Consider the following 13,834-nt stretch of genomic DNA (forward strand, 5'->3'; position numbering starts at 1 on the left):
AAAGGAGAGCTCTGTGTATCGCTTGGGAATAGACGTCGGGGGAACCAATACCGATGCCGTGATCATTCGTGATCGCGAAGTCCTGGCTGGTGTCAAGGCAGCGACGACTGAAGACGTGACCTCGGGCGTGCTTGAGGCGTTGGAGCAGGTACTCGACAAGGCCGGTGTCGACCGCGCCAAGATATCCAATGTCATGATTGGTACTACGCATTTCACCAACGCGGTTATCGAGCGCAGACATATAAGCCCTGTTGCTGCGATCCGGCTTGGCCTGCCGGCTACGGCATGTTTGCCACCGATGGTGGATTGGCCGGATGATCTACGCAAGGCCACGGGCGACTTGGGATACATGGTGACGGGTGGCTACGAATTCGACGGCAGACCGATTGCGGCACTTGATGAAGATGAGCTCGATCGTATCGCTGATGATATCCGCGAGAAGAAGGTCAAGGCAGCGGCGATCACGTCGGTATTCAGCCCCATCAACCGCGACATGGAGGTTGCAGCATGTGAGCGGTTGCAGCGCAAGATTCCCGACCTGTCAGTAGTCCTTTCAAGCGATATCGGCCGTATCGGACTGCTCGAACGCGAGAGCGCGGCGATCATGAACGCTAGCCTTCTAGCCTTGAGCGAACACACGGTTGATGCATTTGCACGAGCCCTGAAGACAACCGGACTACAATGTCCGTTCTACATTACGCAGAATGACGGAACGCTGATGGATGCCGAAACCGTCAAGCGGTTTCCGGTGCTGACATTCGCATCTGGTCCGACAAACTCAATGCGCGGAGCGGCATTCCTTACTGGCATCAAGAACGGAGTTGTTGTGGACATTGGTGGCACGACCACGGATGTCGGAGCGTTGCAGCAGGGATTTCCGCGCCAGGCCGCAACAGTGGTCGATATCGGAGGCGTGCGCACCAATTTCCGAATGCCGGACGTTTTCTCGGTAGGGTTGGGTGGCGGCTCGCTGGTGCAGCAGAACCGCGATGGCATGGTCAAGGTAGGGCCGCAATCGGTCGGCTATCGCATTGCTCAAGAGGCGTTGGTATTTGGCGGAGCTACGCTGACTGCGACGGATATCGCAGTCGCCTTGGGCGATGCCGAAGTCGGCGATGTCGCGAAAGCCGAGCGTATCGATCGCGCGGTGGCGGAAGCTGCGCGTGCAGAAATGACTCGAATGCTCGAGGCTGCGGTGGAACGTAGCCGCATCTCGCCGGAACCGGTGCCAGTAATTGCCGTGGGTGGTGGCTCCATACTGATGCCCTCGAAACTCGGTGAACTTGAGGTGTTGCGCCCCGACCACTTTTCAGTTGCCAACGCGGTCGGTGCAGCGATTGCCCAGATCAGTGGTGAGATTGATCGCATTTATGCCCTCGACAATGGCCTCAGCCGGGAAGAATGTCTGCGGCAGGCACAGGAGGAGGCTACACGTAACGCTGTCCGGGCTGGTGCCAACATCGATACAATCGAGGTCATTGAACGTGAGGATGTGCCGCTTGCCTATCTGCCCGGCAACGCAACCCGTATCCACGTAAAGGTCGTGGGAGAAATGGGAGGCGTGAATGCTCACTAGGCCTGAACGGTGCTGGACGTTGACCGAGGATGATATTCTGGCGTTGGAAATCGGCGCAGCCATCCTCGGAACCGGAGGTGGAGGTAACCCCTATATTGGAAAGCTGCGTGCCCGGCAGGCATTGCGCGACGGCCACAAGCTGCGCGTTGTTTCCCTGCAAGCGCTGCCTGATGATGCAAAGGTGGTTTCGCTTGGCGGTATCGGTGCGCCGCTGGTCTCGTTTGAGCGCATAAAGGAAGGGCGAGAGGGCTTGCGCTGCGTGCGCGCCCTCGAGGAACGGTTGGGTTTCAAGGCCGACGCCATAGCATGCGAAGAGATCGGCGGACAGAATGCCATGGAGCCACTGATCGTAGCGTCGCTGGCCGGAATCCCCGTGGTCGATTGTGACGGTATGGGGCGCGCGTTTCCCGAAATGCAGATGTCCACCTATTCAATCTACGGACATCGCTCGACTCCAAGCGTGATGTGCGATCCGCACGGCAATGTAGTCATCTTCGACCATGCAATATCGGAGAAATGGCATGAACGGATGGCTCGTGCCTGCGTGATTGCGCAGGGGGGAGCATCCACCCTGGCCAGCGCGCCGATGTCGGGCGCATTTCTCAAACGCTTTGCCGTGCCGAATTCCTATACTCGGGCTGTGGCACTTGGACGCGCCGTGATGGAAGCGCGCCGCAACCATGCGGATCCGATCGCCGCGATCTGCGAAATGGAACAGGGTAAACTCATTCACACGGGCAAGATTGTCGATCTCAAGCGGCATCTGCGAGGTGGTTTCGTAACTGGTGAAGCGATTATCGAGGGTTTCGATGCGTATCAGGGTGAAACCGGATCGGTGCTGATTCAGAACGAGAATCTGGTTTTCAAGCGTGATGGTCAGGTGGAGGTAGTTGTGCCAGACTTGATCATTATCCTCGATATTGATGGCGGCGAAGCAATCACCACCGAAATGTTGCGCTACGGACAGCGAGTGGCGGTTTTGGCCGTGCCTTGTCATCCGTTGCTCCGCACGTCCGAGGCTCTCGAAGTGATCGGCCCCAGGGGCTTTGGATTTGACGACATCGTGTACCGACCGTTCGGTGCCGACGTGGTTCGGAATCAGAGGGCAGGGGACGAATGATGACGAAGTTCACGGTATCGGCCGGGGAAATGGATGCGATTGCGCTGGGCGGTGCGTTCCTAGGAACAGGCGGTGGCGGCGACCCGCATATCGGCAAGCTTATGGCGAAGGCGGCAATTGCGGAACATGGCCCGGTAGATGTCATTGATGTTGGGGATGTCTCCGACGACGCACTGTGCGTCCCCGTCGCGATGATGGGAGCCCCGACGGTGATGGTGGAGAAATTGCCGCGCGGCGACGAGGCAAACGAAGCGCTCAGGCAGCTCGAGACATTTCTCGGGCGCAAAGCGGATGCTTTAATCTGCATCGAGGCTGGCGGGCTCAATTCAACAATTCCGTTTGCTGTTGCCGCCGCGACAGGTTTGCCGCTTGTCGATGGCGATGGAATGGGGCGCGCATTTCCGGAACTGCAAATGGTCAGTTTTACCATGCACGGAATCGCCGCGACGCCGATGGTCATCGCAGATGAAAAGGGCAACTCTTCTGTCATCAATACCATTTCCAACCAGTGGACCGAACGGATTGCTCGAGCACAGACGGTGGAAATGGGAGGCGCTGCCCTCGTGGCATTGTACCCGATGAGCGGCGCACAAATGAAAAAGGGCATTCTGCGCAATACGCTTTCATTCGTCAGAGAGGTTGGCGAGACGATCGAGGCCGAGCGCAAAGCTCATCGCAACCCCGTGGAAGCGCTGACGGCTCGACTTGGAGGCCGACGGTTGTTCACTGGCCGGGTTGTGGATATCGAGCGGCGTACCACTGGGGGCTTTGCGCGCGGCAAGGCAACCTTGAAAGGCATGGATGCCGACGTCGGGCATACATTCTCTGTCGAGTTCCAGAACGAGTTCCTCATTGCACGTGACGATGCCGGCAATACGCTCGCGACAACCCCTGATCTGATCTGTGCGCTCGATGCCGACGGGGGGCTTCCCGTCACGACGGAACAGCTTCGCTTCGGCCTTGCCGTGTCATTTGTCGGGGTGCCCAGCGATCCGCAATGGCGGACCGAGGCAGGACTCGGTCTCGTGGGCCCCGGCTACTTCGGCTACGACCAAGCATTTGTCCCTGTCGAAAGTATCGAAGCAGTTACCTGAACATATTCGGAAGATGCCAACTAAAGGAGATCGTCATGAGAGGATTGCTGCCGCTAACCCTTGCCGCCGCACTGGCTGGCACAAGCCTGATGCCGCTGTCAGCCAGTGCCCAGGAAAAGGTCTCGCTCGTAGTCAATACGGTACAGATCTTTGGCACGATCGACCCAGCGAAAATCAATGACTACACCGAATACATGGGAGCGGTAAATCTCTATGACGGCCTGACCACGGTCGATGGCAAGGGTAATGTCGTTCCGCAGTTGGCCGAGAGCTGGGAGGTCTCGGACGACAACTTGACTTACACCTTTTATCTCAAGAAGGACGCTACATTCCAGGACGGCAGCCCAGTTGAGGCGAAGGACGTCGTTTACACGATGCAGCGTCTGCTCGCTATCAACGAAGGTCCGTCCTATCTGTTCAACGATTTGATAGATCCCGAAGCAGTCAAGGCCATCGATGACCGCACGGTGCAGATCACCCTCAACAGGGTTTATGCACCGTTCATTTCCAATACCCCTTTGATCCTGGTCGTCAATTCGGACTTGGTGACGGCACAGGGCGAAGACGAGTGGGGGGAATCCTATCTCGCCGACCATTCCGCCGGTGCCGGCGCATACATGCTTGATAGCTGGACGCGCGGGGCGCAGATGGTGATGAAGCGCTATAGCGACTATCATGGCGGCTGGCCACAAGCGAAGCCGATAGACGAGTTGCGCTTTGTTGTTACTCGCGACGAGGCGACCGTAAAGGCGCTCGCCACCAAGGGCGAGCTTGGCATGTCGTCGCAGTACCAAGCCAACGAGACATATGATGCGATCTCAAAAATGGATGGCTACAAGATTATCTCGGCGGAAACGGCAACCAATTTCTACTTGAAGCTCAACAATCAGATAGCGCCGACCGATGACGTTCACATTCGTCGCGCTATCGCGCTGGCCACTGACTACGAGACGATCAGGAACGAGATATATCCCGGAGGCGAGCTTAAAGGGCCGTTGGCGCCTGTTTTTGCCGATGCTCATCTTAATGCCCTGCCGGCACCGAGATATGATCTCGAAGCAGCAAAGGCCGAGGTCGCAAAGTCGAAATATGCCGGCCAAGAACCAATACCGCTTAGCTTCGTATATGTTGCCAAGACTGCTTTCGAAGAGGAAATCGGCCTGTTGATGAAGGCCAATCTGGAAAGCATCGGCTTCTCGGTCGATCTCCGGCCCGAGCCGTGGAACCGTATCACAGAACTGGCTTCCAAGGCAGAGACTACCCCGGCGGTTACAGAAGTCTTCTACGGTCCAACCTATCCCTCGCCGGATGCGGTGTTCTATGTGCAATATCATTCGGAAGCCAAGGGTACTTGGTCTTCCATGGCTTGGACGATGAATCCAGAGATCGATATGCTGATCGACAAATCGCGCACTCAGACCGATCCGGCCGAACGCAATGCGACTTACAAGGATATTCAGCAGAAGCTTAATGACATGCAGTCCGATGTTTTCCTTCTGACACAAAGGAAAAGGTTCGCTGCCAACGAGTGCCTGCAAGGCTACACATGGGTTCCTATGCAAAGTTGGGATACTGACTTTTCGCGGTATTGGTGGGACTGCGAAAACTGAGCCGTCGCAATTGACGTCCATCTAGAATGAGGCGTTTGCTCGCAAAGGAGAGTGAACGCCTCAGAACTTCCGAATGTCGTTTGGCATGTATAGCGTAACCATCTTTGGTTGCGGCCAAATGAATGTTCAGTGGCGATCCAAAGGCTGCCCCCCTGCCGGAGACGGCGGGGGGGGGGCTTGTTTGATCATTCTGGGAAACCGACCGTGAAGTCGCCGGGTGAATGAAAGCCCGTCTTCGCGTCGGCGTGGGCCCGCGGTTCGGGTCTAGTCTTGTTCTCGTTCTGCCGCCTTCGAAAACTTTTCCGCGCCGGAAACGGGGCCATCTGCACAGTGGTTCCCGCGTTCTTTGTGAGCCCGCCGTCAACCATGCGATCAAGAAATTGCGGGCCGTTCATTTTGTGGGTGAAGTGGGTCCGGTTTTCCGGACAGATCGGCTGCTGACCTATGGTGTATCGAGTCTATAGGGGCAGGCAACATAGGTAGGCGGCTTGCGATGAAATCAAGGCTCATGAACTGAAAGCTAAAGGCATGCGTGAAAATAACTCATATGTGTGAATCACACGCGCATTGAAGGTAGTGGTTTCGTACGTGTTTCTGGGCGAGCACTAGAAGCACCTGATTTCAAAGGAAAAACATACCCAAATAGATCTGTCTGCAAAATGGCATGACGTTTGCTTCCTCGAAACTATCCGGTCTCGCTGCAGGAGGGTCGATGCGGCTGCCGGTGGGGAGCTCAAAAGGGAGACTATGATATGACCAAGTTCAGGCGCGTTCTTTTCGCATCAGCAACCGCCCTATCCGTTAGCTTGCCTGTGGCACAAGCATCGGAAGTTCGAGTCGGCTTCACGCAAGACGCCGATACATTGGATCCGGCCAACCATCGAAACCGAGAAACGGAAACGATTATTCGGAACATGTATGACGGGCTACTGACTCGTGATCCCTCTATGAATATCGTGCCCGAGCTTGCTGAATCGTTCACGCAGATTTCGCCAACGGTTTACGAATTCAAGCTGCGCGACGGGGTCAAGTTTCACGATGGCTCGCCCCTGACGACAGAAGACATAAAATTTACCTTCGACAGGCTGATCCAGGAAGGTGGAATGGGCGATGGCCAGACCAGTCCGCGCAAGAGCTTGCTTGGTCCGTTGCAATCCGTTGATGTCGTCGATGATCGGACGGTACGTTTCAATCTTGAGGCACCGTGGCCGTTGCTGCCTGCGATGCTGCCTTTTCAGGAGATGGTTTCGAAGTCCTTTGTCGAGAGAGTTGGAACGGAGGGCATGGCTACCCAAGTCAATGGTACCGGCCCGTTCAAGCTGGTCGAATGGCGTACGGGCGACTCCATCATCATGGAGCGCTTCGACGACTATTACGGCGGTGCCGCTGACATCGAGCCGGTCGGCAAGGCCTGTGTTGACCGCGCAATCTTCAAGATCATTCCCGAATCTGCTTCGCGGGTAGCGGCGCTGCTGGCCGGCGATGTCGATCTCATCAATGAGTTGCCGCCGCATTCCATTGCGCAGGTTAAGAACAATCCGGATACCGATGTCGTAACCGTGAATGGCACGCGCTCGTTTTTCATTGCGATGAACATGGAAAACGAGCTGTTCAAGGACATCAGGGTTCGCCAAGCGGTGGCGCACGCGATTGATAAGAACTTGATCATCGACAGGATCCTCGGTGGAAACGCTGTTTCTATCTCCGGCATTCTCTCGCCTGATGCTTTCGGCAAGAACAAGGAATTGCAGGGTATCGATTACGATCCCGAGACGTCGAAGATGTTGCTCGCCGAGGCCGGCTATCCGGACGGAATCGATGTAACACTCGATGTTACCGGCGCCTTCAAGGATACCGCTGAGGCGATTGCGTCATTGCTGACAAAGGCTGGTATCCGAACAACCGTTGCCGTTGGTGAGGGTGGTCAACTCAACAGCAAGTGGCGCACCAAGGGCGGGCCCAAATCCGGTGACATGTATTTCACGTCCTGGGGCAACGGTTCGCTTGATCCATACGGCATCTTCAACCCGACGCATCGCACCGATGATCGCGGCAACTCTGCCGGATACTCCAATCCGGATCTTGACGCGTTACTTGATGCTGCCGTTACCGAAACCGACCGAGCCAAGCGCGCCGAGATTTACCGCGAAGCCGAAGCGCTAGCCGCAGCCGATGTCCCGTATGTCTACCTCTGGGTGCCTCAGGACATTTACGGTGTTTCCAAGCGTCTGAAGGGATGGCGTCCAAGTGCGGATAGCCGCATCAACCTGCATGACGCCTGCGTTGACTAGCCAGCCCATGAGGACCGACAAGGAGGGAATGTAATGACGCCGGGAAAGCTCGTTGAGAGGCTTTTGCATCTCATTCCCGTCCTTGCCGGGGTGAGCGTCATCGTCTTTCTTATGATGACACTTACCCCGGGCGATCCCGTCGAGATCATGATAGGCGACCAGAATATCACCGAGGAAGGCGAAGCTGCGTTGCGCCGCGATCTCGGACTGGACAAGCCGGTTTTCCAGCGCTTCTTCATTTTTGTCGGCAATGCCCTTCAAGGTGACTTCGGGCTAAGCTTCTTCCATCGTCGTCCGGTGATCGACGTGATCGCTGAACGGCTCCCGGCAACAATTGAACTTAGCCTTGTAGCGCTGATCATAGCGCTCGCCACCGCTATTCCTCTCGGCGTTTTGGCGGCGATTCGCAAAAATTCTATCTTTGACAAGCTGGCTACTGTGGGGTCGTTGCTTGGCGTCTCATTGCCGGGATTCTGGTTTGGTATCCTGTTATTGATGCTGTTTTCGGTGCATCTGCACTTGTTGCCGGTGTCCGGCCGTGTGGGCTTCGAAAGCGAGGTGGAGCCGATCACGCATATGCTCCTGCTTGATAGCTTGTTGCGCGGCCGCTTCGATGCCTTTCTTGATGCGCTGTCGCATATAATCCTGCCGGCCGTTACACTAGGCTTGCCTATGACCGCGATCCTTATGCGCGTCACGCGTACCTCGATGTTGGAGGTGATGCGTCAGGATTATATCACTTTTGCCGAGGCAAAGGGGCTCAACCGTAATCGTATCCTGTTCCGGCACGCTCTGAAAAACGCGTTGATACCGACGGTTTCCGTTGCGGCGATCGAGACCGGTTCTCTTCTTGGCGGCAACATGATCGTGGAAACGGTGTTTGGTTGGCCTGGCCTCGGCCGCCTCGTCGTGGAAAGCATCTTCCTTCGTAACTATCCGCTCGTGCAGGCTGCAGTGCTATTTTACGCAGTGACCTATGTGTTGCTGAATTTCCTTGCCGACATTCTCTATACCGTACTGAATCCGAGGGTAGAGCTGTGAGCGCTGTTCTTTCCGACGCCGTTGCGGTGCCTGCCGAGGCCGGCATCTCGATCTTTCGTCGTAATCTCAATAGCTTTGCCGCCAACAAACTGGCCATGGCTAGTGCGACAATTGTGCTGGTGTTCGTTGCTATGGCAGTATTCGCGCCGTTGATCGCGCCGCACGATCCGAACGAAACCGATCTATTCCGACGGTTGCAGCCACCGGCTTGGCACGAGGGAGGGGACTGGTCCTACGTGCTGGGCTGTGATGCGCTGGGGCGTGATATCCTCTCCCGTATCATCTACGGCAGTCGTATATCGATATTCATTGGTGTGGCGGTGATAACGGTGGCTACCACCATTGGTATCGTCGCCGGGCTGGCTGCGGGTTATTTCCGCGGCTGGATCGATGTTGCGATTTCCCGTTTGGTCGACATTCTTCTTGGTTTCCCCTACCTGATTTTCGCGATCGGCCTGATGGCGATGATGGGACCTGGCTTGATCAACATCGTCTTGGCATTGGCCTACAAGGAGTGGGTCATACCTTGCCGCGTCGTCCGTGGGGAAACGCTGGCAACTCGTGATCTCGAATACGTAGAGGCTGCGCGCGCAATAGGGGCTTCGTCTGGCCATATCATGGCTCGCGAAATTCTGCCCAATATTCTGTCGCCTGTCATTGTTGTCTCTACCATTCGCATGGCGCACGTCATCATCCTGGAGGCAAGCCTGTCATTTCTTGGCCTTGGCGTTCAGCCGCCGACCGCATCCTGGGGGTCGATGGTCTCGGATGGTCGAGCCTTCATTCTCGATGCCTGGTGGGTTTCGACATTCCCCGGAATTGCCATCCTCGTGCTGGTGCTTGCGATTAATGTCGCCAGTCAGGGCCTGCGAGACGCGTTCGACCCGAGGTTCCACGAATGAATACCAGAAACGACATTCTTTTGGAGGTGACCGGTTTGCGTACGGTCTTCGATACGCGCGATGGCATGGTGTGCGCAGTCGATGGCGTGGATGTCACGGTTCGGCGGGGCGAATGCGTTGGCGTTGTCGGAGAATCGGGGTCGGGCAAAAGTGTCACCTTTTCTTCGGTCATGGGACTGGTGCGATCGCCGGGACGAATTGATGCGGGTACGATCCATTTCGATGGGCGCGACCTGCGGGCATTGTCCGCTCGACAGATGCGCGCCATACGTGGCCGCGACATTGCCATGACGATGCAGGACGCGCTGACGGCCCTCAATCCCGCTCTAACAGTGGGCGAACAGCTCGCCGAGATGCTGGTTGCCCATGACGAGTCGTTGCCATCCGGACGCGCGGAGCGCAGGCGTGCTATTCGCGAGAGGTCAATCGAGATGCTCGGTCTTGTCGGTATTCCGTCGGCCGGCGACAGGCTCGACCAGTATCCGCATGAATTTTCCGGTGGCATGCGTCAGCGCATAATGATCGCCATCGCACTGGCCTCGAGACCCAAGCTGTTGATCGCGGATGAGCCGACTACTGCATTGGATGTGACTATCCAGGCACAAGTTCTGGAACTGATTTCGGATCTTCGGGCCAAGCTTGGAATGAGTGTAGTGCTGATAACGCATGATCTCGGTGTCGTGGCTGAACACTGCGACCGAGTAATGGTGATGTATGCTGGTCAGGTCGTGGAGGAAGGCCCGACGGAGGCCGTGATCCGCGGGCCGCAGCATCCTTACACCAAGGGACTGCTCGGTTCGATCCCGCGCCTGTCGCTGCGCGGCCAGCCGATCCGTCCGATTGAGGGGCAAGTGCCTGATCTGGTCGGCCTGCCGCCGCAATGCCGTTTCTATTCGCGATGCGGTGAACGCATGGAGAACTGCCTTCGACCTATTGGAATGCAGGACACAGGCACGGACCGGCAAACCCGCTGCGTCAAGGTCACAAGGGAGCAGGCAGCATGAAACGCGAAACTGTTCCTCTTCTTCAGGTCGAGAAACTGAGCAAGACATATCTTGGCCGTTCTACTCTTTTGGACCGTATCACCGGTGCTGTGCCTCCGACTGTGAGAGCAGTGAATGACGTGTCGTTCTCGGTCGAACGTGGGGAAATTTTGGGCCTGATTGGCGAAAGCGGTTGCGGCAAATCCACTCTGGGCCGATCGATCCTGCGTCTACATGAGCCGACATCGGGCAAGGTTCGGTTTGATGGCACGGAAGTAACCGCGCTTGGTGCCGATGATTTGAAAGTGTTGCGTCGGCGTATGCAAATTATCTTTCAAGATCCCTATGCCTCGCTCAATCCGCGCCGCACCGTTGCCGAGATAGTTGGCTTGCCCCTATCCCTGCACCGGATTGTCACGAATCGTTCGCAAGAACGCGAGCTCGTTGTCGAGATGCTGGAGAAGGTTGGCCTGAAATCTAGCCACCTCGATCGGTATCCTCACCAGTTTTCCGGTGGGCAGCGTCAGCGCATCGGCATTGCACGGGCTTTGGTCAGCAATCCGGAGTTTATAATCTGTGATGAGCCTGTCTCTGCACTGGATGTGTCCATCCAGGCTCAGATCATACAGCTTCTCCTCGACCTGAAGCGGGATATGGGACTTACCTATGTTTTCATATCGCATGACATCTCCGTTATCGGTTACTTGTCGAGTCGCGTGGCAGTCATGTACCTTGGCGAGATCGTGGAATTGGGGCCGGTGGAATCCGTGCTGACACGGCCGCGCCATCCGTATACGCAGAGTCTGATGTCGGCCGTTCCGGAAGTCGATGCACCGGGCAAACTCAAACGCGTACGGCTAACCGGCGACCTACCGACACCACTTAATCCGCCGTCAGGCTGCAAGTTTCACACACGCTGTCCGTTGGCAATAAAACGTTGCAGCCAAGAGACACCGGTGACCGAGATGCTCGAGCCCGATCATCGCGTCGCATGTCATCGCGCTCGCGAAGCTGTTTCCGTGTTGGAGAAGGTTTGACATGTCTGTATCAGGAGTGGCGGATGGTCAGCCAATCGTCATGGATGGCGACGCATGGCTGCGCGGTGCGCGGCAGGCGGCCGCGTCGGGTGCAAATAGGGATCAGGTTGTAAGCGCGACAGTTGGCCGCGTAGAGCAGGCGCGCGCCGACGGCCTCATTGATGACCGCGCTCGGATTTATCTCGCCGCGCAAAAACAGTTTGCGGAGGAACATGACCCCCATTCGATGGCGGAGTTAAGCGGTATCGCCGACGGGTTCGGTATCGCTTTCGATGACCTGTTTGCGCATCTTCACCTTGGCATGCTTAGAGACATCGCCCAAGGTGCCGTGCTTGACGGGGACGGCTGTAGCGCGGTTGCCGTCGGCGACACGGCGGACGGACCGCTGGTGGCAAAAAACCGGGATTTCTCAGGTGCGCACCTCGGAATTCAGAAAGTGTTTCGGCATTCCGGCCCTGATATCTCGAGCGGTGCCATTGTTGCCGTCGGAAGTCTCGGCAGTCCGTGCGCTTACTCCAGTGGCATGAACGCATCTGGCCTGTTGCTGGCAGATACTCAGGTGGGGGTTCGCGCACATCGCGTTGGCTGGTTGCGCTATTTCCTGATGAACCGGATACTGGCGACGTGTAGCAACGTGGACGAGGCTGTTGCGTTCATTCGTTCGGTGCAGCATGCGGGTGGTGGGACCCTCGTGATCGCCGATCATACCGGTGCGGTTGCGGCGATCGAACTTGGTGCGAATGCTGTGGCCGTGGAGCGAGGCGTTATAGCGCGGCGGACCAACCATTTCATTTCCAACGATTTGTGTTCTGAGACGCTCAACGCGGAAGACGATAGGAACTTGGCGAATTCGCGCAAGCGGCTCGACTATCTGGACCATGTGCTTCCAAGTATGGCTTTGACGGTTGCAAACCTCATGACGGTGCTGGCTCGCCATGAGGAAGACGCGCCGCAATCCGCGCCGATCTGTCAGCATGCCTGCGACGACGGCTCGCAGACAATTTCTTCGGCGGTTTATTCCTGGAGTGAACGGTGTCTATATTTTCATGAAGGCAATCCGTGCCTCGGCAACTGGAAGCGTTACGCCTTGTGATCCATTTGGCCGAGACCGAGCGTTGACCAGGAATAGGAATGGCGGGCTATCAAGACGACCTGATTGGTGATCATCCCTCGATTGATGCTTTGCGCGCCTTGATCAAACGTGTAGCCAAAAGTCCGGCACAAACCGTTTTGATCTATGGTCCGACCGGTACAGGCAAGGGGATGGTGGCGCGTATGCTTCACCGGCTATCGAAGCGTGCTGCCAAGCAGTTTGTTGACGTGAATTGTGCCGCGATCCCATCTAGCCTGCTGGAATCGGAGCTGTTTGGCCATGAGAAAGGTGCATTTACCGGTGCCGTGGAACGCAAGGTAGGCCTTCTTGAGGCGGCCAATCACGGTACCATTTTTCTGGATGAAATCCGCGAACTGGAACCGATGTTGCAGGCAAAATTGCTCAGCCTGCTGGACACGCATGAATTTCGCCGTGTCGGGGCAGTCAAGTCAACTTCGGTCGATGTGCGATTTATCGCGGCCACTAACAAGGTTCTGCTGTCTGAGGTTCTGGCCGGGAACTTCCGGGAGGATCTTTATTATAGGTTGCAGGTTGTAGCCATCAACATCCCGGCATTGAAGGATCGTGGCCGCGATGTGTTGACGTTGTCAGACTACTTTATCTCGAAATACAACAAACGCTATGGCCGCAATATCGTTGGGTTGGCCGACGAGACCGCCGATATTTTCCTGAAATATCCATGGCCAGGCAATGTCCGGGAACTGGAAAATCTTCTGGAACGCATTTTCATCCTGGAAGACGATGATATTGTGCTTCCGCACCATTTGCCGGATCGGATCATCCGCACAGTTCGTGCGTGCAGTTCCTCCGTATCGCCAGCCTTGGTTAAGGACGGTGACGACGTCGATTTCGAGCTCGGATTTCATGCCGCGACCGAGAAATACCAGCGCCGCCTGATCGAGCAGGCATTGGCCGCTTCGCGCAACAATTTGAAGGATACTGCGGCACGGCTAAAGATCAGCCGCCATGCGCTCCGCCACCAGATGATCAAGCTCGGCATGATGAGTGCGTGAAATACACGCCCGTCTGCGCGATTTCAGCGCGCGAATTGAGTGACGGCATCCAC

General features: G+C 56.4%; 11 protein-coding genes. All 11 read left to right on the forward strand.

All coding sequences use genetic code 11. The features are described 5' to 3' along the window. Nucleotides 1-13 precede the first annotated feature (13 nt). Complete coding sequence (locus HTY61_RS16890; RefSeq protein WP_175277898.1) at nucleotides 14-1,576, forward strand: hydantoinase/oxoprolinase N-terminal domain-containing protein; 1,563 nt, start codon at nucleotides 14-16, stop codon at nucleotides 1,574-1,576. Beyond that, the gene (locus HTY61_RS16895; protein ID WP_175277899.1) at nucleotides 1,566-2,696 is read left to right on the forward strand and encodes an S-methyl thiohydantoin desulfurase family protein; all 1,131 of its coding nucleotides are present in this window, start codon (nucleotides 1,566-1,568) and stop codon (nucleotides 2,694-2,696) included. Before HTY61_RS16890 ends, HTY61_RS16895 begins: the two co-directional genes overlap by 11 nt. After that, nucleotides 2,693-3,790, forward strand: coding sequence for an S-methyl thiohydantoin desulfurase family protein (locus tag HTY61_RS16900; protein WP_246272841.1), 1,098 nt, complete (start codon nucleotides 2,693-2,695; stop codon nucleotides 3,788-3,790). Before HTY61_RS16895 ends, HTY61_RS16900 begins: the two co-directional genes overlap by 4 nt. A gap of 35 nt (nucleotides 3,791-3,825) precedes the next feature. Continuing rightward, on the forward strand, nucleotides 3,826-5,400 hold the full coding sequence (locus HTY61_RS16905) for an ABC transporter substrate-binding protein (protein WP_175277900.1): 1,575 nt from the start codon (nucleotides 3,826-3,828) through the stop codon (nucleotides 5,398-5,400). A 752-nt stretch (nucleotides 5,401-6,152) separates the two neighbouring features. After that, entirely contained in the window at nucleotides 6,153-7,691 is a 1,539-nt protein-coding gene (locus HTY61_RS16910; protein WP_175277901.1) for an ABC transporter substrate-binding protein, read from the forward strand. Nucleotides 7,692-7,724: 33 nt separating this feature from the next. Next, the gene (locus tag HTY61_RS16915) at nucleotides 7,725-8,732 is read left to right on the forward strand and encodes an ABC transporter permease (protein ID WP_175277902.1); all 1,008 of its coding nucleotides are present in this window, start codon (nucleotides 7,725-7,727) and stop codon (nucleotides 8,730-8,732) included. After that, entirely contained in the window at nucleotides 8,729-9,634 is a 906-nt protein-coding gene (locus tag HTY61_RS16920; protein WP_246272842.1) for an ABC transporter permease, read from the forward strand. The genes HTY61_RS16915 and HTY61_RS16920 overlap by 4 nt, the downstream gene beginning before the upstream one ends. After that, complete coding sequence (locus HTY61_RS16925; protein WP_175277903.1) at nucleotides 9,631-10,638, forward strand: ABC transporter ATP-binding protein; 1,008 nt, start codon at nucleotides 9,631-9,633, stop codon at nucleotides 10,636-10,638. The genes HTY61_RS16920 and HTY61_RS16925 overlap by 4 nt, the downstream gene beginning before the upstream one ends. Then, nucleotides 10,635-11,654, forward strand: a complete 1,020-nt coding sequence (locus HTY61_RS16930; protein WP_175277904.1) for an ABC transporter ATP-binding protein — start codon at nucleotides 10,635-10,637, stop codon at nucleotides 11,652-11,654. The genes HTY61_RS16925 and HTY61_RS16930 overlap by 4 nt, the downstream gene beginning before the upstream one ends. A gap of 1 nt (nucleotide 11,655) precedes the next feature. Next, complete coding sequence (locus HTY61_RS16935; protein ID WP_175277905.1) at nucleotides 11,656-12,747, forward strand: C45 family autoproteolytic acyltransferase/hydrolase; 1,092 nt, start codon at nucleotides 11,656-11,658, stop codon at nucleotides 12,745-12,747. A gap of 38 nt (nucleotides 12,748-12,785) precedes the next feature. Next, the gene (locus tag HTY61_RS16940) at nucleotides 12,786-13,781 is read left to right on the forward strand and encodes a sigma-54 interaction domain-containing protein (protein ID WP_175277906.1); all 996 of its coding nucleotides are present in this window, start codon (nucleotides 12,786-12,788) and stop codon (nucleotides 13,779-13,781) included. Nucleotides 13,782-13,834 lie beyond the last annotated feature (53 nt).

The organism is Oricola thermophila (genome assembly GCF_013358405.1).
Classification (GTDB): domain Bacteria; phylum Pseudomonadota; class Alphaproteobacteria; order Rhizobiales; family Rhizobiaceae; genus Oricola; species Oricola thermophila.

Coding starts and splice junctions, on each gene's coding strand:
- HTY61_RS16915 (WP_175277902.1), top strand. CDS start 7,725: ATGACGCCGGGAAAGCTCGTTGAGAGGCTTTTGCATCTCATTCCCGTC.
- HTY61_RS16930 (WP_175277904.1), top strand. CDS start 10,635: ATGAAACGCGAAACTGTTCCTCTTCTTCAGGTCGAGAAACTGAGCAAG.
- HTY61_RS16910 (WP_175277901.1), top strand. CDS start 6,153: ATGACCAAGTTCAGGCGCGTTCTTTTCGCATCAGCAACCGCCCTATCC.
- HTY61_RS16935 (WP_175277905.1), top strand. CDS start 11,656: ATGTCTGTATCAGGAGTGGCGGATGGTCAGCCAATCGTCATGGATGGC.
- HTY61_RS16895 (WP_175277899.1), top strand. CDS start 1,566: ATGCTCACTAGGCCTGAACGGTGCTGGACGTTGACCGAGGATGATATT.
- HTY61_RS16905 (WP_175277900.1), top strand. CDS start 3,826: ATGAGAGGATTGCTGCCGCTAACCCTTGCCGCCGCACTGGCTGGCACA.
- HTY61_RS16900 (WP_246272841.1), top strand. CDS start 2,693: ATGATGACGAAGTTCACGGTATCGGCCGGGGAAATGGATGCGATTGCG.
- HTY61_RS16925 (WP_175277903.1), top strand. CDS start 9,631: ATGAATACCAGAAACGACATTCTTTTGGAGGTGACCGGTTTGCGTACG.
- HTY61_RS16940 (WP_175277906.1), top strand. CDS start 12,786: ATGGCGGGCTATCAAGACGACCTGATTGGTGATCATCCCTCGATTGAT.